This is a genomic window from Arthrobacter sp. KNU40, from assembly GCF_051515115.1.
Taxonomy (GTDB): domain Bacteria; phylum Actinomycetota; class Actinomycetes; order Actinomycetales; family Micrococcaceae; genus Arthrobacter.
This window is the reverse complement of sequence record NZ_CP195850.1, coordinates 1,805,902-1,825,433: the sequence shown is the minus strand read 5'-3', so window position 1 is coordinate 1,825,433 and position 19,532 is coordinate 1,805,902. Positions and strand designations below refer to the sequence as shown.

The 19,532-nt window shown below is 61.9% G+C and carries 11 protein-coding genes; 4 read left to right on the top strand and 7 right to left on the bottom strand.

Going from position 1 to position 19,532, the window contains the following annotated elements; translation table 11 throughout:
• Positions 1–154: 154 nt before the first annotated feature.
• Positions 155–1,633 carry a group II intron reverse transcriptase/maturase gene (gene ltrA / locus ACSKT0_RS08560; protein ID WP_437773337.1) on the bottom strand — a complete coding sequence of 493 codons (1,479 nt, stop codon included), beginning with the start codon at positions 1,631–1,633 and terminating at the stop codon, positions 155–157.
• A gap of 1,348 nt (positions 1,634–2,981) precedes the next feature.
• Here ltrA and mobF point away from each other — a divergent pair.
• The 4 genes from mobF (at position 2,982) to ACSKT0_RS08540 (ending at position 11,872) form a co-directional block, all read left to right on the top strand.
• On the top strand, positions 2,982–6,542 hold the full coding sequence (mobF, locus tag ACSKT0_RS08555) for a MobF family relaxase (RefSeq protein WP_437773336.1): 3,561 nt from the start codon (positions 2,982–2,984) through the stop codon (positions 6,540–6,542).
• Positions 6,543–6,562: 20 nt separating this feature from the next.
• Positions 6,563–7,123 carry a hypothetical protein gene (locus tag ACSKT0_RS08550; protein ID WP_437773335.1) on the top strand — a complete coding sequence of 187 codons (561 nt, stop codon included), beginning with the start codon at positions 6,563–6,565 and terminating at the stop codon, positions 7,121–7,123.
• 1,310 nt (positions 7,124–8,433) lie between these two features.
• The gene (locus tag ACSKT0_RS08545; RefSeq protein ID WP_437773334.1) at positions 8,434–9,519 is read left to right on the top strand and encodes a carbon-nitrogen hydrolase family protein; all 1,086 of its coding nucleotides are present in this window, start codon (positions 8,434–8,436) and stop codon (positions 9,517–9,519) included.
• A gap of 1,345 nt (positions 9,520–10,864) precedes the next feature.
• A complete protein-coding gene (locus ACSKT0_RS08540; RefSeq protein ID WP_437773333.1) occupies positions 10,865–11,872 on the top strand; it encodes a helix-turn-helix domain-containing protein in 1,008 nt (335 codons plus the stop codon).
• A 582-nt stretch (positions 11,873–12,454) separates the two neighbouring features.
• Here the strand turns inward: ACSKT0_RS08540 and ACSKT0_RS08535 are convergent.
• The 6 genes from ACSKT0_RS08535 to ACSKT0_RS08510 all read right to left on the bottom strand — a co-directional run bounded on the left by ACSKT0_RS08535 (position 12,455) and on the right by ACSKT0_RS08510 (position 19,528).
• Positions 12,455–12,967, bottom strand: coding sequence for a single-stranded DNA-binding protein (locus tag ACSKT0_RS08535; RefSeq protein WP_437773332.1), 513 nt, complete (start codon positions 12,965–12,967; stop codon positions 12,455–12,457).
• 55 nt (positions 12,968–13,022) lie between these two features.
• Positions 13,023–14,201 carry an ArdC-like ssDNA-binding domain-containing protein gene (locus ACSKT0_RS08530; protein ID WP_437773331.1) on the bottom strand — a complete coding sequence of 393 codons (1,179 nt, stop codon included), beginning with the start codon at positions 14,199–14,201 and terminating at the stop codon, positions 13,023–13,025.
• Positions 14,202–14,270: 69 nt separating this feature from the next.
• Positions 14,271–14,780 carry a hypothetical protein gene (locus ACSKT0_RS08525; RefSeq protein WP_437773330.1) on the bottom strand — a complete coding sequence of 170 codons (510 nt, stop codon included), beginning with the start codon at positions 14,778–14,780 and terminating at the stop codon, positions 14,271–14,273.
• A complete protein-coding gene (locus ACSKT0_RS08520) occupies positions 14,767–16,584 on the bottom strand; it encodes a type IV secretory system conjugative DNA transfer family protein (protein WP_437773329.1) in 1,818 nt (605 codons plus the stop codon). The genes ACSKT0_RS08525 and ACSKT0_RS08520 overlap by 14 nt, the downstream gene beginning before the upstream one ends.
• A complete protein-coding gene (locus ACSKT0_RS08515) occupies positions 16,584–18,044 on the bottom strand; it encodes an ATP-binding protein (RefSeq protein ID WP_437773328.1) in 1,461 nt (486 codons plus the stop codon). Before ACSKT0_RS08515 ends, ACSKT0_RS08520 begins: the two co-directional genes overlap by 1 nt.
• Positions 18,041–19,528, bottom strand: coding sequence for an SCO6880 family protein (locus ACSKT0_RS08510; protein ID WP_437773327.1), 1,488 nt, complete (start codon positions 19,526–19,528; stop codon positions 18,041–18,043). Before ACSKT0_RS08510 ends, ACSKT0_RS08515 begins: the two co-directional genes overlap by 4 nt.
• Positions 19,529–19,532: the final 4 nt, after the last annotated feature.

Genomic DNA, 19,532 nt, shown 5'->3' with positions numbered 1-19,532 from the left:
GCTTGGAGGATCCTCTGATCAGGAAACAGACCCACGGTTGGGTCGGACCGCAGCGCCCTGCCGGGATTGCTCCTGGTGGGTTTCTGCGGCCCGCCCGCCGAACCCGGCGTGCGCCTCTCAACGCACCGGGCTCTCCACGTGTCTTGACCGCTGGTCAGCCGCTATTAGCGGCTGCCGGTTTGGTTGTCCAGGGGGTCGCGATGGTGCTGCCGCGGTAGCGGTAACGGGTCACTGCGACGCTGGATGCGCCGGTGAATACGACCCCCTCATGGGCGATCCGCCATCCCTGGTCACAGAAACGACGGCGCACTTCCTTCATGCTGACCCGGCTCTTGCCCTTGTATTTCGTGCGTATCCAGCGAACGATCCGCCACCAAGCGTGGCTGTCGAGTTGCTGGAATACCCGCGAGGACACACCGTGCCGGAAGTATGTCGCCCATCCCCGCAACGTCCGGTTGAGACTGATGATCAGCTCTCCCAGACTCATGTGCAGAGTTGACCTGCGCGTCTTGTACCGCACCTTGTCCTTGGCCGACTGGACGGCCTTCTTCGAAGGTGTGGTGTAAACGCAGCGTTTCTGTGTTCCTCGTTTCCGTCGGCGATGGATGTGAAAACCGAGGAAGTCGAAACCCTCGTCAATGTGGACCACACGGGTCTTCTCCGGAGACAGCCGCAACCCCATCGGGGCGAGCACCTCGGCCACCTCCTCCCGCAACGCCTCAGCGTGCCTGCGTTCTCCAGACACCATCACCACGAAGTCGTCCGCGTAGCGGATGATCTTCCAGTTGCCGAGGCCATCGCGCTTGCGTTTGGCCCGCTGCTGGTCGGTTCCCATCTGTTCTCGCCGTTGCTCATCAAAGTGCTCATCCAACGTCGATAACGCGATGTTCGCCAGCAGCGGGGAGAGTATCCCGCCCTGTGGGGTGCCGCTCAGCGTTTCCTCCCGAAGCCCGGACGTCGTCATGACCCCGGCCTTCAAGAACGCTTTGACCAGCGCCAGAACCCGCTTGTCCTTGACCCGATGCCGTATCCGTTCCATCAACGGCGTGTGCCCGATTTCATCGAAACACGCCTGGATGTCGGCCTCCAGCACCCACTCATGCCAGTGACTGGCCAGAAAATGGATCTCGGCGATTGCGTCCTGGGCCCGGCGGTTAGGTCGAAACCCATACGAGCACGGTTTGAAATCCGCCTCGAAAATGGGTTCCAACACCGCCTTCAGGCTCGCCTGGACCACCCGATCCGCGACGGTGGGGATACCCAGCTTGCGGAGTTTCCCGCCCGCTTTCGGTATATGCACCTGTCGCACTTCGACCGGCTCGAACTCGCCTGACTTCAGCAAGGCACGAACGCGGCCCAGGAAGGCCTCTACCCCAATCCGGGACTCGACCCAAGCCACCGTGGCCCGGTCCACCCCCGGCGTCCGTGCCCCGGCGTTGGAGGACACGCGTTCCCACGCGTGCACCAAGAACGCCGGATCATAGACAAGGTTAAACAGGTCACCAAACTGGCGAAAGGAATCCTCCTTCGCCCAACGATGCAACTTGATCTGCATGCTTCGTACCGTCCAGAAAGCCGAATCAGGATCCGGCCAATGCACGGCGCCGGTATTCACCGGCGCTTCTTCGAACATTGCACACCTTTCGTTAACTGACACGCTGCCGCCCTTCCCCATGTGCGCGGGCTTTCCCCGGCCCGGAGTACTACGGCGGCTCCGCCCCACCCGCAACCTTCGACCGGCATCAGGCCCATCCATCCCGCCCTCTCCCTGGCCGGGAGTGGCTAATGGAACGGTTACAGATGGTTCCCACGTTCACTGTCGTCCGATTAACGGGTTAGGCACCCGGCTCTACCCCTGCGGCATCGCCACGGCTACCCCGCAGGCTTTCACCGTGGCCTCCTGGCCGCGAAAAGCAAACCGGACCAGGAGTCCCCCGCCCGAAATGAGGGGCGGGCGTGCACCGCATACCAGCCCACATCCACCGGGTTGGAGCTGGCGTTGCCTCAAGAGGCGTAACGACACCGGTTCCTCTCGTATACCTTCCCGTCTCGCTCACCGGGCCCGACCCATCCGGCAGTCCTGAATCGGCCCGGCTTTGTCGAGGCTGCTCCCACCGGTTCTCGGTGATCCCCGAGAACGGCTGCCTCCAGCTTCACCCCGCCGCTACGACGGCGAAGCGACGAAGGTCTCCCACCTCCATTCGTAACAAACAGCGCCTCGTGGCGCACTGCTCTACGGCAACAATCCGGCACCCCCACGGACCCCGCGTCATACACGTCTACGGGCTCACCCGCACCAATGTGAATAGACGTCACCAAGCGGCACCACAATTCTCACCCCTCGGCCCGCGGAAGATACTCCCGCATGAGCTACACCTCTGGCATCCAAGGCATTGACCGTGAGCGCTGGCTCACGGCATGTCATGTAGCGGTTGTATTCAGCATTGATGAACCGACGTGAGTAGAAAAGTTTGCGCCGAATGCCTTGAAAGCTTTGATCCGTCTCGCACCTCTCAGCGGTTCTGTACGACGCGCTGCGCCAACAGGCAGCGCGACCGCCGACGACGGCACCGAACGCGAGGAAGGACGGTGCCGCCGCCGGCCAGCGACGGCCCCGAAACGGAGTGCGCTCCGAAGCTCACCGCCCACCAACCGGCCGCGAGCCAACAAGATGACCTACCCACCAAGATCCACCTACAGCGCATCGACACCCTCCAAGCAGCACTCCGATCTCAGTTATCAGAACTTGAACGCGTCGAAGAGGAGAACACGGAGCAACACGACCGCATCAGACTCCTCCAAAGCGAGCTTGCCCGTCTCAAACGCGCCCAACGAATCAATATCCAAGATCTGGCGCACGTCGCCGCCCGATTGGTTGCAGTCTCGCACGCACAACGGGTCGCACTAGACCGCGCAACGTTAGACATCCTTCGCCGTCGCGGATGGAAACCAGCCCGTAAGCAGTCCCCCACCCCCCGGCCATGACCATGTCGATCGCCCGGCTCTCCGCACAGTCCGGCCTGAAGTACCTGTTCAAGACAACGATGATGGACGACGTCTCGCCCACTCCCCTGGACGCAACCACCTACTACATGAAGGCCGGAACCCCGCAGGGACGCTGGCTGGGCTCCGGACTAAACGGAATCAACCGCACCATCGGTGACGCAGTCACCGAAACCGACGCCAAAGCCATCTTCGACCACACCATCCATCCGGACACCGGTGTTCCCCTCGGCCGGCCGCACGGCCAACCCGCCGTCGTTCAAAACACACTTGGACAACCCGCAACGCGTCGGGCCGTGGCCGCTTTCGACCTGACGTTCAGCGTCCCCAAGTCCGTGTCCGTGCTCTGGGCACTGAGCCCCAGGTCCCTCCAGGACAAGATCCTGCAAACCCACCACGACGCCGTCACCGCCACACTCGAGTGGCTCGAGGAACTCGTCATTCACACGCGGGCAGGACGCAACGGCGTCGCATACGTCGGCACCCGGGGCGCCATCGCGGCGGCGTTTGACCACTGGGAGTCGCGCGCCGGAGACCCTCAGCTGCACACACATCTGGTCATCGCCAACCGTGTCCAACGGATCGCCGACGGCGCCTGGGTCACGCTGGACTCCAGGACGCTCTACAAGGCCGCCGTCGCCGCCAGCGAGCACTACAACGGTCTGCTCTTCGACGCCCTGCAACGTAACCTGGGCACCGACACCGAGATACGCCAGCCCACAGCGATCACCCGCAACCCCGGCCCGCAGGTTACCGGCATCGACGACGAGTTGCTCCGCGAATTCTCCCACCGCTCCCGCCTCATCGAGGCCGAAACCGACCGCCTCGTCGCCGAATGGATCACAACCCGCGGCACTCCCCCTTCCGCGACAACCACCATCAAGCTCCGCCAACAGGCCACCCTCTCCACCCGAACCGCCAAACCCGACACCATCATGCCACTGCACGAGCTCTCCGCCCGGTGGCGCGCAAGAGCCGTCACCAAAGGCTTCGACCCCCGGCTCGTGCTCGCCAACACGGTGAGGCGGTCCCGGACCAATCCGTTCCGTTCGTCCGACTTCACCGCCGGCTGGATCGACGCTGTGGCTTCCCTGATTCGGGATCGTGTCGCCACCAAGCGCGCCACCTGGAACCGCTGGAACCTCCTCGCCGAGGCCGAACGGGCGTGCGCCGCGATCCGCTGCCACACACCGGAGGATCGCAACGCCCTGATAGACACCGTCGCCACCGCCGCCGAAGCCCAATCCGTCCCCCTGAACGACTACCGGTACAGCGTCCCCGCGGACGCGCGGCCCGATCTCCGGCTCGGCAAGGGGAGCGTCTTCGACTTCCACGGTTCCCGCCTCTACACCGACGCCACGACGCTCGCCTGCGAGGAGGCGGTCTTCGCGGCAAGGAACGACGACGACGGGCCGGCCGTCGGTGCGACCGTCGCCAGGGAGGTACTCGCCGGTTACCAACACCAGGGCACGTTCGGGCTGCATGAGGACCAGAGGGCCGCCGCGGCCGGGGTGCTATTGAGCGGGAACCGGCTCGACGCCGTCGTCGGTCCGGCGGGCACCGGCAAGACCACCACTCTCGCCGGAGTCAAGGCCGCGTGGGAAGCAGAATTCGGACCCGGCAGCGTAATCGGACTGGCGCCTGCGGCGGCGAGCGCCGAGGTCTTGGGACGGGAGCTGTCGATGATCACGGAGAATGTCTCGAAATGGCTCTACGAGTCAGCCGGTGCTGGAGCGAGCCGTCGGGCTGAACGTTTCTTCGCCATCGAGACCCTCCTGGGTACCTTCGTACGGACAAAGATCGGCTTGGCGCAGGACGCTGCCCGGCTGGCCGCCGAGCAGAACAGGTGGCGGTTTCAACCGAACCAGTTGGTTGTCGTCGACGAGGCCTCGATGGTGTCCACTCTTCAGCTGTCCGCCTTGGTGCATCAGGCCCGGGATGCCCGGGCGAAGGTCCTGTTGGTGGGCGATCCCGGGCAGTTGGATGCGATCGACGCCGGCGGTGTTCTCGGCTGGCTGGACCGGCAGGGCAAGACCGCGCGGCTCAGCACCATCTGGCGGTTCGAGCACCCTTGGGAACGTGAGGCCTCGCTGAAGCTCCGCAAAGGGGACATCGCAGCGATTACTGACTACGACCGGCATCAGCGGATCCGGCACGGCACGTATCTGAACATGGTCGAACAGGCCTATCTGAACTGGCAATCCGACATCCTGGCCGGGAGGTCGTCGATCCTCATCGCTGCGGATAACGACACCGTCGGCATGCTCAACGAACGCGCCCAGGCAGACCGGGTGATCCAGGGTCATGTGGATGCCGAAAAGGCAGTACTTCTGGGCGACGGGATGCGTGCCGGGCGCGGTGACACGATCATCGCGCGCCGCAACGACCGCACCGTAGCCGACAGCAATGGCGACTTCATCCGCAACGGCACCCTCCTCGACGTCGTGCAAGCCGGAAGACGCTGCGGATCCCTCACCGCGGTCCGCCGGGACACCGGAGCCACAGTCACGCTGCACAGAGACTATGTTGAGTCTGCAGTGGAGCTGGGATACGCGACGACCGCCCACCGTTCCCAAGGGCTCACGGTGGACACCGGCCACAGCGTCGTCACACGGGGGCGACTCACCCGCGAGCTTCTGTACGTGAGCATGACCCGCGGCCGCCTGGGAAACTACGCCTATGTCTGCGACGTTGACCCTACCGATGCCGAGCCTCTTGATCCCACGTTGCAAGGGTCATGGCGTGGGATCCTGGGAGAGGTGCTCGCTGCCGAAGGTGCCGAACGGACCGCACACGAAGTCCGCGACGCCGAACAGCTCAGCGACGACAGCTTGGAACGGCTCAGCGCCGAATACGACTACCTCGCACAAATCGCAGCCGCCGGAGACCTGACTAAATTCCTCCAGGCGCAATGCCCCGGAAATGTTGGCGAACTCCAGCAATCCCCTTCGTGGGGAGCGACTGTGGCAGCCTGGCGCCGATCCACAGAAATCAGCCGATCAACTGCCCAGCGGATCGTTGCAAATGCGCTGGAGACATGCACGTCAGCAAAAGACGTCACTGCGGTCATCCATGCCCGGCTCCGTAACTTCATGGCAGGAATGCCCGAAGGTGAACCTGCGCTTATCCCAGACCCGGTTCACACGGACCGGCCCGATCTCACAGACATGGTCAGCCAAGTGGCGGATCGGATCAAGCGCAGGGCTGATGAGGTCAGCAGAAGAGCTCTCATTACGGACCCTGAATGGAAGCGAAACCTCCTCGAGATTCTGAAGGAGGTGGCAAGCGTGGATGACACAGTCCCCGTGATTAGTAGTGTCGCTGCCTACCGAGACAGATGGGGCATCGACAACTCGCCGCTTCCGCTCGGACCTATTCCAGTGGACTACGAGTGGGAACAGAAATCGCAGTACGAGAACATTCGGCGCTCTATTGACCAGACGAGGTTCAGCTCCGTCGCGCACCACCAGCCTGGTCCGCGGGTGGAAGACTCTGTTTCCCGAGGGGCCAGCCTTATCAATGTCGGCTGGCAGCTCTAAAATAGCCGGGAAGGCATGCCATGATCTCGAACCCAGCCATTAAACCGAAAGTTGCGACGCCCGCCCTGGTTCTCACCAGCGCGGCAGTTGCGCTTTGCCTAGCGTATGTTGTCGGAAGCCTGGCTTTCAGCCGGCCTCTTGATGCGGCGCATTTGCTTGGCTGGGCCGCTGTACTCAGCGGCGCCGTCATCGTCGGCGCAGTCTGGCGGGTGCGGTTTCGTCGCCGACGCGCTTGGCTTCTGGAAGCCAACGCAAAGTGGCGTCACCTCGAGGATGCGCGCCGAACACGTGGCACGACCGCAGAAATCACAGTCCTCAGCGTCGACGCCCTCGAACCCACCGGCTCGTGGATCACGATCAATTGGAATCGCTTCGGTCACGTTCAGCCGGCATGGCTGGAAGTCCTGCCGGAACCCATCTGGGCAGGATCCGTCTTGTTGATATCACCCGATCCGACCCAGATCCAGCTTGGTGCGCCGTGGCCGGCCACTTACTACATACGGGCCTCAAATTACTTTGCGTGGGCTCCCAGCGCGGACCCTGTCGAAATCGAGGACCAAAGGCCGCTACATCAGCGCTAGAGGAAGTGGTGTTCTAAACAAAGCAACAGCGGTATCCGCCCATTCCGGGGTAAGCGAAACCATGGACGACTCCCGGTTTTCCTTACCCATCGCGGCGGCGAGTGCTCGGCGCAGTGCGACCAAACTCATCTTCGCAGTCTGATCGAAGGATATGAACTCGAAATTGGGTTTGACTTCTTGACCTGTAAGACCGGACAGCCGGCCTCATTCGACATTGCCAGGGTGGTGAATAGCGGCATCAGCGTATTAGCGGCCGCATAAGCGCGCTAAACGGCAGGGAACCCTAGGCCGAAATCGGACAGAATCGCATCGATTTTACTGCCATATTCACTTATGAGACCCGCAGTCGCCTGCTGGGCGCCCTCAAGCGTCCACGTCGTGGCGACCGGCGTGTTGCTGAGTAGTTTGATGTTGGTATATTTTTCCGCAGCGCGTTTCTTAAAACCATCCAGATAGGCCTGCGATTTTGGGTTGCCGGGACTTCTCCAGCATCACAACGTTCCCGCCACCGCCGAGTTTCTTCACGACCCAGTCAGCCCAGCCTCCGCCGATGCTGTCAAAGTCCTGAAGAATAACATCGGGATAGTCGGTACCTCGCACGTGCCACCTGGATGCGCAACAATCGGAAATTGGCACCTGCTGCAATGCCGAAGTGCCGGAAGAGCGCCCTCTTCGAAGTTGTCGAAGGTGACGATGGCTGAGACTCCCTGGGCGACCAGACCGCTAATGTGCGAGCTGTTCTCGGGGCTTCCCCCAGCGTCCGTCGGAATGACCCGCCGGATGTATTTGCATTTCTCCGCCTCCACCCAAACGAGTTCCGCCGCGGTCTTCTTCCAAGCGTGTTTTGTTGTCCGTGTCTGCGTACCCGATGGTTATGGGCTTGTCAGGGCAGAAAGCTGTGACATCGGGGCGACCATCCATCGACTGGGTATTCAGGGTACCTACCGCCCATCTATGCCCAGCCGCCACATTCGACCCTGATTTGTTCCTGGGCACCACAGGCGGCGAGGGCTATTGCTGCTATGCAGGCCACCATCCCCTGGGCGATTTACGTTCCATCGTGTTGTTGCCTCTCTGACATGCACTGTTCGCGGTAGTGGATTCCGATCCACCTTCCGCGAAGGCTGCTTGGTCCCTTGAGCATGAAAGCAGGCAACGACTAGACGATCAGAATCCGGCTATTGGCACTGTAGCGCAGAAGACGTGACACTCAAGCGGGCTGCACGACAGGAGGCGAGGACTACCGTCGTATTAACAGCGGCTGTCCGCTCCTTGGGGTCAGCCGACCCAGAGAAAATGTGAGGTGTTTCATGAAATTCAAAACTGTGCGTGCTGCGGCCGCCCAGGTGGAGCCGGTATGGCTCGACGCCAGAGCATCAGTCGAGAAGGCAATTGCATATATAGAAGAGGCATCTCGGCGGGATGTCGAACTGATTGTGTTCCCCGAGGTGTACATCCCCGGGTACCCTTGGTGGATTTGGCACGGGCCATTTTCCTACGCATCCCGTTTCGTGCCCGATTATCATGCGAATTCGATCGCCCGCGACGGAATTGAGATCAAACAGCTTGCACGGGCTGCTCGCGACAATAGGATCGCTGTAGTCATGGGGTTCTCCGAATATGACCGCGGCAGCCTGTACATTTCACAGGCGGTGATCTCCGAACTCGGTGAGTTGGTCGCGGTCCGCCGGAAACTCAAACCGACCCATGTCGAACGTTCCATCTATGGAGATGGCACGGGGGCAGACCTTCTGGTCCACGAACTCTCGGTCGGCCGCGTCGGGGCATTGAACTGCTGGGAGCACCTGCAGCCGCTCAGCAAGTACACCCTTTTCAGCATGGGCGAACAGATCCATGCGGCATCCTGGCCCAACCAGTCAAGCTACGTACATCTGGCCCACACATTCGGACCGGAAGTGACCAACGCGGTTAACCAGACGTACGCCGTGGAAGGCCAAGTCTTCGTGATCGAAGCGCATAACCCAATGACCCAGTCGGGAGTGGATTTTTTTGTTCATGACGAGGAAACGCGTCAGAACCTGCTCGTCGGTGGCGGCTGCTCTCGAATCTGGAGCCCAAATGGCGCCTCTCTGGGGACCCCGTTGGCTCCGAATGAAGAGGGGCTTCTCATCGCGGACCTCGATATCGCCGAGATCGAAACCGCGCGTGCCGGAGCTGACCCCGTTGGCCACTACTCGAGGCCCGACATCTTCCAATTGCATATCAACCGTACGCCAGTCCGGCATGTCGTGGAATATTCGTTCGGCGGAGATCGTAGTCAGCGAGGCGGCGTGCACCAGTTGAACGGCATCCCGACCACACCTGTGGGTGATCTGCTCGCTGGGGTGGACCTGGACAAGCTTGCGGGCGATTTCGAACTGCCTGAGCGATGTTGAACAAACTTGCGCGGATCGCGGCATCGTGGAGTCGCAAACAGTCCCGCGCATAACCCCGGATACCTCTGACCGAGTGGCATCCGCAAACTCACCTCGTTTGGCGGCAGTGCTTCTGCTATATAGGGCCCCATAGCTTTTGCTACGGCCGCGGTCGTCCGGGCCCAGTTGGCGATTTGACCGGATCCAGGCATCTACCGGCTCAATCGTTCGCCTGGTCCGAGCCGCGCAGAGGCGGTCGCCAGGCTTTTGTCGGAGGAGGAACGGAAGAGCTGCTGGACCTTGTCCGAGCGGTCCGGCCAGATGATCTCGAATCAGACACAGACGCCGATCCATCGCACCGTCCTCCCGCTCACCTTTGAGCGTCACCCGCTCGAAGGTGAGCGACGGCGAGCTGATCGCGCTCATTCTGCCCGGCTCACCCGCCTAATGTGGGCCCGGCCGCTCAGGTAGGCCGCGGGCTCTTTCTTGCCACCGCTTACCGCCGGGCCACCGCCAGCGCAGCGAAAAAGGAACCATTTTTGCGTCCGCTGCCAATGTTGTGAATCATACCGCTGCACAGAGATTCCTCTCAGGGATGTACCGCAACGCGGCGGCTTTCCACGAAAAACACGGTTCCCTATTGCCTCGTTGAAGAGCCTCCGCGATGGCTAGTTGTTCCAGCCGCGGTTGACGGGTTTGAGGGCTGCTGGTTTTTTAGCCAGGCCAGTGTTTCCAGCTGCCCGGTGAGGGCGAGGATCTGGCATGAGAGGGCTCCGGGCTCAATGCCCTTGAAGGCGGTGTTCATTTGGATGACCAGGCCTTTGCGCATCCTCTCGTGCCGGATCGCGCGTTGGTAGGGTGCGGCCGGCGCGTCGTGTTTCTTGGTGACTTTCGCGCCGTGCCGGTGCTTGGAAAGTAGCTTCTGCTGGGGCAGCGGGTAGTTGGTAAAGACACGGTCCAGCTCCCAGATCTCGTTGAGTTTGGCCAGTTCCGCGGTGGTGTCGTAGCGCGGGTAGCCGACCCTGTCCCAGTTCTTCTGCGCCCGGGCGTAGTCGTGGTGCCAACCGGTCGGCTCGACCCGTTCGTTCAGGATGCGGGACTTCCATGCATGATCAGCACCCTAATATGTGAGGTCTTCTTCGTCACAGCTTGCCGCTGCGCCATCGCTATCTCCATGAAAACGGGTGTAGCCCCCAACCACCGCCGCACTTGCGAACCACGCCGCTACGCGGAGGATTTCAAATGAGTCAACGCGGTTCCTAGCGGGGCCATCAAAGGGCGGAGTAAGATACCGAGCACAACTGTGGCTTGCTGTGAGCTCCAGAATCCAACAAGGATATCGACATCCCACGAGAGTATCGCCCCCATGAGTGAATGGTCGGGTCGTTCATCCCCGCAGAAACCGGATAGTCAAGGGGAATCGCCCTTAAACGTGGCCATGACTGGGCCGTTTACCGACGAGCGCGCGACTTCATCCTTGTCAGGGTGGCGGGACATCATGAATCAGTGGTACTCGGAAACCGACTTTGTGTTACTCAATCGAGATGGCTTCGCCGCCGATTTAAGCATGTCGCACCTTGGAAACATCTCTATGTACCGGGTTCGGGCGACTGAGTTGGTCTCCCGGCGCACCCCGGCACAGGTAGCAAAGGAGAACGTCGGCGTCACAAAAATGATCTGGCAGAAGGCCGGGAGATGCATCGTGACGCAAGGAAATAGACGCGCTACAGTCGACACTGGAGATTTAGTTTTCCTTGACTTCACGGTGCCCTACACCGTCGAGTGTGTAACGCCGTTCACACAGTTTGTGCTTCATCTGCCTACCGAGTCAATCTCGAAGCACCCCACCTTCGCCGGGCGCTCTGCAGCGCTAAGAGCCGTCAGGTTAGCCGCGGCCGCCGCACCTCGCCCCTGGCTCGCATTCATAAATGAGTTGTGCAATCCGTATCCGACTCAAGCACAAACCGGGATCCACGCCTCGGCCATGGACGCCGTTTCCAACCTCGCTGCGATGGCCCAGTTTGGTTCCCAGCAACGAGAGCCGCTGCGGAGTGCTATCTTTCAGCAAGCACTGCACTATATCCGGTCGCACTGTCACGAGGAGGGCATCAATTCCGAGGCGATTGCTCAAGCTGTCAACGTGTCACGAAGGACACTGTTTCGCGCGTTTAGCGAAGCCGGCCGTGGAATAGAAGATTGCTTGCTGACCGCGCGCCTGTATCGGGGCGCGAGCTTGCTGGAGAACCCCTCAGCGGAACTCACCGTCGATTCGGTTGCACGCCTTTCCGGCTTCAAGTCGCCTTCGCATTTTCATGCCAAATTCATTGAGCGGTACAACACCACCCCCGGCGAATATCGCGCGGCATCCCGTTAAATTTCCTGATGCCGACGACGCGATTGGGCTGAGATTGCGCCGGCGCCGACACAGCGCAATCGGGTGGGTTATGCCTTCATCCGGGCCCGCTGGGAACCTCAAGCGGACATCCGGAAAAGTCCCCTAGTAGCTCCGGACTCCGGGCGCTCACGCGAGATTGCAGCTGACTAGGCGTGGTTCCGGGGCTTGTGGGCAATCTGATCGGCACTATTAGTCGAGCTCGCCAAGAACGGCTTTGACATCGCTGGATTACCGCCGGTTAGTAAAGAACCCTGCGCCGATCTTGTTGAACGGCGTTCCAAGAATGACGCTTCGAGTTCGATTGGTGATCCAGAAACGGGTGGCGAAAGCTTGCCGGAGTGTGTCTATGAATCAGCCGCGAATCTCAGGGAAGCTCCTCCAACCGGCAGAGGAGCTTGATATCTGATTCTTTACCCTGAAGTAAACAACTCAAGGGGTTGCTGATCGTCTTAAGAAGTAGAAGAGCATCCGTAACGGCTGTGAAGCAAACCAGTGACGCCAATTCCGACTTCGTGCCTTGGAAATCGTTTGGACCTAACCTCCGCCAGAGGTGCCTGACTCCTAGTACCCCATCTCATTCACCGCCGCTGCCCCGAAAGGGGGCACCACCACCGGGCTCTTGGTTGCAATGTTGTATACAGGCGAGGCGGCTTCCGCTGCAGCTGATGCCTGGAGATCGGTCCCAACGCCGGCATCCGGTCCAGCAACTGCAGTGCGAGCCGACCGCTGGTAGGCAGCAGTGCCGAAGCGCAGGTCCGGGCCGATAGTGTCGGCAACGATGCGGCGCGCCTCTCGCTTTTCACCATCCTTCTCATACGAACGGAATTCGAGCTCTCCTGCCACGGTAACGGGGTCGCCCTTCTTCAGTGAGTTGGATACGTTTTCTGCCAGCGCGCGGAAGGCCGAGACGTTGTGGAAGACGGGTTCACCGTCTTGCCAGGTCCCATCCGCTCCTTGGATTCGCTGGTTCACGGCGACGCGGAGCTTGGCGTGGGCCACTCCGGAATCGCCGTAGGTGAGTTCGGGGTTGGCGACGAGGTTGCCGGCGATGCTGATCGAGATTTTGGTGCTCATTGTTCTTTTCCTTTCCGGTCCCAGCGGGACTCTCCCGCCGGACAGATAGTTTGAGTCAGACTCCAGGGCCCATGATTGTGGGCCCGTCTGCAGACACCGCAGGCTGTCCCAGGCCGATGTAGGACACCGCCGGGTTGAGCCGTGGGTCGGCGTCGACAGCGGGTACCTTGCCCCCGAAGCCAGGTGGATGAGTGACTTCGAGGATCCCCTTCGATGCTGCTGTGACTCGTCCGAGCACGGACTTCGCAATATCGACGCGGGAGGCGGGAAGTTTGCGGTTCGCACCCTCCGCCAAAACACCAGTTTCCGTTTCGATGACGGCGTCCGCCCATCCGGCGAGGTAGGAAGCCGATTGTGGGCCGCGGTCGATCCCGTGGGCCCGCAGAACCGTATACGCAACAGACTCGGCTTCGACTTCAGCAAGCCCGCGGTGGTCTGCACTGCTGCCGTAAAGCCGCCCGACGGCGTCGTCCGGGCCGTGCAGCAGGACGTGCCCGAGCTCGTGGGCGAGCACCGCGGTGCGCTCCTCGGTGCTCAGCCACGCTCCCACTTGGACGCGGTGCTTGGCGAAATCCGTGTAGCCGCTGGTGAGTCCGTATTGGGCGGCGTCGACGTGGACTTCGAAGCCGTGCCGGCGAGCGACCTCTGCTAACGATCCGAAAAGCTGTGAGGCGTCGACGCCGGGCCCGGCGCCGACTCGCGGCACGAGCAGCGGTTTCCCTTGGGTTTGCGAGACATCAAAGACTGCCTGTCCGCGCCACCCGGTGATGACCGTCTTCTTTCCGTCGTCGACGGCGCCACGGGGAACCTTCTCACCGACGGGTATCCGCTGCCGTGTCCCATCAGGAAGTGTGAACTCCTGCATGCGTGCTGTGCAGGGCGCTATCACCCAGAGGGCATGCTCGCCCTTCAGTACAGTGCGTCCATGACGTTCCCATTCCTTGTAGCCCGCGACCAAAGTAGGCTCGTCGGTGCCGCGCTGTGCCATCTGCATCATGAGCAGGGCCACGTTCCCGCCGGAGTATCGCCACAGCGTGGCCGAAGCGTCCAGCAGTACCTGCCAGTGGGAAGGTGATTCAACGGCTAGTTCCAGGATCGTGTGGAGGCCCTCCGTCAGGACGGAGATGCGTTCCTCCGGTGTCATGCGCGACTGGCCCAAAGCCACCATGGCGGGCGCAGGATCCTGCGCCTCGGAGCGCGATACGCCCTCACCTCTAGGAGCCACGACAGCCACCTCCATGCTTCTTGGAATCCGTAAACGCGGATATCTGTTCATGTCCTCAGACGCGCGGACGGCATGACTTCAGAGTTCGGCCCCGAGTTGATGGTGAGCCGCCTGCCACTCGATGAACTCAGGACCATCCACCGTGAGAACTCTCGGGATGGGTTCTTTGTGTGACTGCAGGCCGACGCAGCCGGCCGTTCGAGTATGAGTTCTGAGGCGTTCGACGGCGTGTGGGAGCCTCTCGTGAAAGGCCAGGGGTCCGAAGCCAGCATCGTCAGTGGTGTACGACGCCTGCTCTGCCCGCTGCAGGGAGTAGAGCTCCGCGACGATCTCGGGATGCTTCCACCAGCAATCGGGAACCACTGACGTCGTCAGCTGGTAGGTCGCGACCAGCCATCTCACCCAGTTTGCGAGCGCGGCCCAGACGCTTTCGGCCTGCTGTTGGCTCATGTCCCGCCATCGATGGGTCGTGCCCTGCGAACCGTTCGGAGCTCGGAAGGCCGAGCGGAACAGCTCGGCTGTCAGCTCGTCGTCGGCCGCTCCGGCTGAGGGAATGTCAAAGTGTTCGACGTCGTCATAGTTCCCCATCGTTGGTTCCTTCGGGTATTTGCTGTCTCAGTTTGTGCCCTTCGGTGAGGGCGCGTTCGGTCTCTGCCTTGGAGCGTCCAAGTTCGGCTGCGTCTTTGCGTTTGTGCCATTCGCGCAGGTCCAGCAGGATCGGTCTGGTGCGCCGGCCAAGCATGAGGGCCGTGCCGGCAGGCAGTCGGCGGATCTCATCGAGGGCGATGACCGGGCTCTCGCGGATCTGCTCGCCGTCCTGACGGCCTTGGGACGACCATGAGCGCGTGTTGAGAGTGAGGCTCCGCTCCCCCAGTAGTCCGGCGAGCGAGCGGAGGTCACGTTCGTCGGAGCCGCCGCCGAAGATCACCTTGATGATGGCCGAATCCCAGATGGTGGCGGCCTCGTCTATGGACCACCCTGTCCGGGCTTGGGAGAGCGACTGCAGCACGACAAGTGTTGAGATGCCGATGCCTCCTCCGTCCGATAGGGCAATGGGTAAGCCGGGCCAGGGAGCAAGATTGGCGATCTCGTCCAGGATCAAAGACAGTGGCGGATCGAGCCGGCCGCCAGGTGAGACGAAGGCCATTTCCCGGGCTGCATAATCGATGTCGTCTATCAGCGCAGACAGGTACGGCCCTGCTGCTGCCGCACCCGCTCTTGTACCGATCAGATAGAGCGTTCCGCGATCACGGATGAAGGTCTTCGGGTCAAACTCCTCTGATTCCTCCTGAGGGTCCAGCGCAGCCAACACTTTGGGCGAAGACAATGGAGCCACAGCCGCCGAGACTCCGATCCAGGAGTTGGATGTGTTCCTCGGGTCGTCTTCGAGGATTCCCATCAGGTCGGCCTGCCACCCCAGTGCAGCCCCGGGGCGGCTGAGTACCTCCAGTGCTTCACGCGCCAACACCGGGCTTGAGGACCAACGACGGAAGGCGCGCACACCCTCTCCGGACAATGCTGCTGCGTGGAGCAGACACTGCAGGACGATCAGTGAGCGCTTCTGCCACGCCGCGTTTTCACCTTTCATCTCAGTGTCGGCGGTGATGACCAAGGCCCGGCGTGTGGCGATATCCGGGTCCTGGCAGCCGCGGACTGGAGACCAGCGCAGCGTCGAAGGTAGTCCAGACATTCCCTGCGGATCGAAAACGGTCACCGGCCTGTCCCCCGTGGCGCGGGCTTTCATCGTGACCACGAGATTGTCCGCCCGGGTGGACGTCGTCACCACGGCGCCGGGCGCGTCCAGAATGGCATTGATCACCACGTAGAGTCCCTTGCCGGAACGCGGCGCCCCCTGGATCACCATCGATTCTTCAGTTGAGACGTGAATCGTGACACCGCGGGAGCGGCCGAGTGTCCAGGACACGTCCTGAACAGTCGGGTTGCTCAACCCGGGACGGGTGAACTTCCCCCGCCTCCGAACAGCCCTGGCACCGAAATCATGCAGAATCTCAGAGCGGCGCGCGATCCCATCCCGGTTCAAGATCTCCTGCCGCAGCCAAGCCCCCGATTGCTTCCAACTCCGCCACGCCCAGATACCACTCACCGCGAGCGCTGCGACCGCGACCAGTACCGGGGCGACCAACCACCACACATCGCCCGTGCCGACGTCGCAATCGGGAGTTCGGCGCACGATCCAATCGATCCGGCCACTGAAGAGTCCGACGGCGGCGGCCGGGTTTGGGGGCGACGGCGGCGTGGTGCCACACCGCCAAGTGACGACGAGGCGGGCTGCTCCCTGGACCAGGAAGGAAAGGCACACGAAGCCAGAGAGTGCGACGAGTCCGGCGGTAATTAGGGGGCTGGTGTTTCCTGCTCGTGGGTGAGTGAACATCAGATCATCCGGTCGTCGGTGCCGAAGACTTCGAGCTCATCCGTGGTGACGCGGTTGGCGACGATGAAGGAGCGGTTGCCGACCTTCCAGAGCCCTACGCCCTTGGGAAGGTTCTCCACGTGTTCGCATTCGGCTTCAGTCAGACCAAGAGCTTCCTTGGTCAGGCGCATGGCGTCGTGCTTCTGGCGGTAAATGATCCGGGTGTCGGCCTCAGTGAGGAGCCCAAGGGCTTTCTGGCGGTGTCCACTGGTGCTGTCGCCGATCTCGTTGAGATCGGCCACCTTATGCATGATGAGCAGGTTCGCGATCCCATAGGTGCGGGCAAGTCGCCACTGCTCGCTCATTTTGGCCAGCATGTAGGGGTCGGCAAGCATCCGCCAGCCCTCGTCGTAGACCACCAGCCGCTTGCCGCCGTCGGGGTTGGTGACGGCTGCCTCCAGCCAGGTGGCGCCGCACGCTGCGGCGAGGGACAGCGCCTGCTCCGAGGCACCAATCAGGGCGGAGGTGTCCATCACCATCATGGGTGCATCGGCGTCGAAGGCGACGGTGGAAGGGGCATCGAACATTCCCTCCAAGTCGCCCGACACGGTGCGTCGCAGCGAGTGGCTGACAGCCGTGCCCCCGTCCCTTCCGACGAGTCCGATCGTTTCCTTCGAGGGGTTCAGCAGATGATCTAGGACCATGGGCAGCGTCGGGTTCGAGTTCTGCGCGACTGTCTCCATAAGCGCCATGTCCAACGCAGTATGTTCGACGGGACGCAGAGGCATCCCCTGCCGCATAAGGGACACCAACGCCACCAAAAGATATCGACGGCGCTGGCGGACCACGGCCTGCCACTGCGCCTCACTCAGCGCGCTAGACCGCGGACCAGCGTCGAGAGGGTTCACGCGGGCTGAGCGGCCGGGGCCGACAGAAATGACTTTGCCGCTAACAGCGTTGGCCACCGCAACCCATTCACCTTTAGGGTCTGACGCCACGGCCGCTTTCCGCCCCAGGGTGATCGAGCGGGCAACCAAGGATTTTCCGCACATGGACTTGCCTGTGCCCACGGTGCCGATGACAACGATCGACGGGCCACTGATGACACCCTTGTCATAGAGAATCCACGGATCGTAGGAAAAAGCCCCGGATCCGAAGACGTCCGTGCCGATGTAGGTTCCCTCATGGCCCAGACCCGACTCAGTGATGAACGGATAGGCCGCCGCAAACGTCAGCGTGGAAGCGCGGTGCGGTGCGGGCCGCAACCGATGCGGGCCACGCAAAGAATTTGGTTCCCGGTTCCCCCAGTCCCCACCGTGTTCGCTACCGTCCAGCCGGTCGTCGAGCCTCTCTCCGAAGCTCTGCAAGGCCGACAACCACGGTCCGCTCTCCCCCGCCACATTGTGCCGGCGCCGTTCCTTCGCCTGTCGGCGGTTGTCACCCGACGGCAGGTATTGAACATTTTGGACGGACCGCTTCATCGGAGCCCCCTCCCGAACGGAAGGGCACCGGCCACGAAAGCCGCCCATTGCTGCCCGGCCAGCAACCGCAATTCAACGAAGGCCCCTGCAGCTGCCGATTCAAGCTCCTGCCTGTGTCTCGCCAGATCCTCAAGCGTCGCTGCCGTGATCGTGACGTATGCCGCCGGCCGCACGTCACCGTGGCCAGCGACGATCTCTTCCTCCCGCTGGGCCACTTCCTCCTCTTCTGCCTTTTGCTCACGTGTGAGGGGCCTGTCGAACCTTGTGTTGATTCGACGCCGGGTTTCATGGGCTTCTTGGGCAGAGCGGATATCCCGCAGTGCCTCAGTTGTGGGCACTGCCCGGATCACTTCAGTCACCGTATGGCGGAAATCGCCCACGTAGATCAGCGGATGCAGAAAGCCCGGAAAGACCTTCTGCCGCGGCCATTCAGCGATCCAGAACGTTTGATGAAAGCCGGAGTCGGTGCGTACGTAAGTCCAGTGCTCCTCGACGGCCATGGGGCCTGAAGGCAGCCTGGACGCCGTATCGCTGTTGCGCTTGGGTTCGGCGGCTGGTGCCGACCGGTGAACGGCGACGGCGGCCGGATCGAAGGCGCCGCGTAGGACGTCAAGGATTCCGTCCTCGGGAAGCCACTCCTCCACCTTGACGCTGTGAGTGCCAAGTGCCGTGGTTATCGCCTCCACTTCCAGCCGGAGCACTCGTTCGACGCCGACCAGTCCCCCACCCGACTCTTTGATCCGACGCCGGGCCTTGGCCGTGTCCACTACAAGAGTCAGAAGCAGGTCGTGGCTCATGGCCGACCCAGCCGCGGAAATCAGATCCTCATACGAACGCTCGCCCCAGCTCAATTCGCCGGTCCCGCCCGTTCGTTCGGGCACGGCCTGTTCGTAGAAGTCACGCAACGCCTTCGACGGATACGGAACCGTGTAATCCTGGACGGCAATTCTCGCGACAGTGCTGCGCTGGGCCATACCTGCCTGAACACGGGACCAGGCCTGCACTGCCCAGGCCTTGTCGTCCGTGTCCAAGAGCGCAAATGACCTTGTGCTGCACCGCAGCACGGCAATGGCCTCCTTGCCCCGGGCGTCAATGATGAAGGACTCGCCCCTCGAGGTTCGACGGAGCTCGAGGTTTCCCAACCCGCCCGGGAGCGCCAGACGGCCCGCAAGTACAGCCCGCTCAGGCCGGACGAGAAAACGAGTCTGACTGACTAATGATCGATGGAAGAACAGGACAGCATGGCCCGCCCATACCGGGTAGGGAATCCGTGAGTACTGCAGCAATCCGAGCAGCATCAACCCGAGCCACATCGGTCCCGACGCGAATAGTCCAACCGGTCCGTTAGCCGCTGAGGCCACACTCGCCACAAGGACGCCGCACGCCAGGAGGAGCAACTGATACCACTTCAAGCCCATGAACAAGCCGCGACGTTCGTAGCGAGGAAACTTGACGGGCTCGAGGGTTCGCGAATTCTCAGACACGGAA

Coding starts and splice junctions, on each gene's coding strand:
- ACSKT0_RS08520 (WP_437773329.1), bottom strand. CDS start 16,584: ATGTTCACTCACCCACGAGCAGGAAACACCAGCCCCCTAATTACCGCC.
- ACSKT0_RS08525 (WP_437773330.1), bottom strand. CDS start 14,780: ATGGGGAACTATGACGACGTCGAACACTTTGACATTCCCTCAGCCGGA.
- ACSKT0_RS08515 (WP_437773328.1), bottom strand. CDS start 18,044: ATGAAGCGGTCCGTCCAAAATGTTCAATACCTGCCGTCGGGTGACAAC.
- mobF (WP_437773336.1), top strand. CDS start 2,982: ATGACCATGTCGATCGCCCGGCTCTCCGCACAGTCCGGCCTGAAGTAC.
- ACSKT0_RS08545 (WP_437773334.1), top strand. CDS start 8,434: ATGAAATTCAAAACTGTGCGTGCTGCGGCCGCCCAGGTGGAGCCGGTA.
- ACSKT0_RS08535 (WP_437773332.1), bottom strand. CDS start 12,967: ATGAGCACCAAAATCTCGATCAGCATCGCCGGCAACCTCGTCGCCAAC.
- ltrA (WP_437773337.1), bottom strand. CDS start 1,633: ATGTTCGAAGAAGCGCCGGTGAATACCGGCGCCGTGCATTGGCCGGAT.
- ACSKT0_RS08550 (WP_437773335.1), top strand. CDS start 6,563: ATGATCTCGAACCCAGCCATTAAACCGAAAGTTGCGACGCCCGCCCTG.
- ACSKT0_RS08540 (WP_437773333.1), top strand. CDS start 10,865: ATGAGTGAATGGTCGGGTCGTTCATCCCCGCAGAAACCGGATAGTCAA.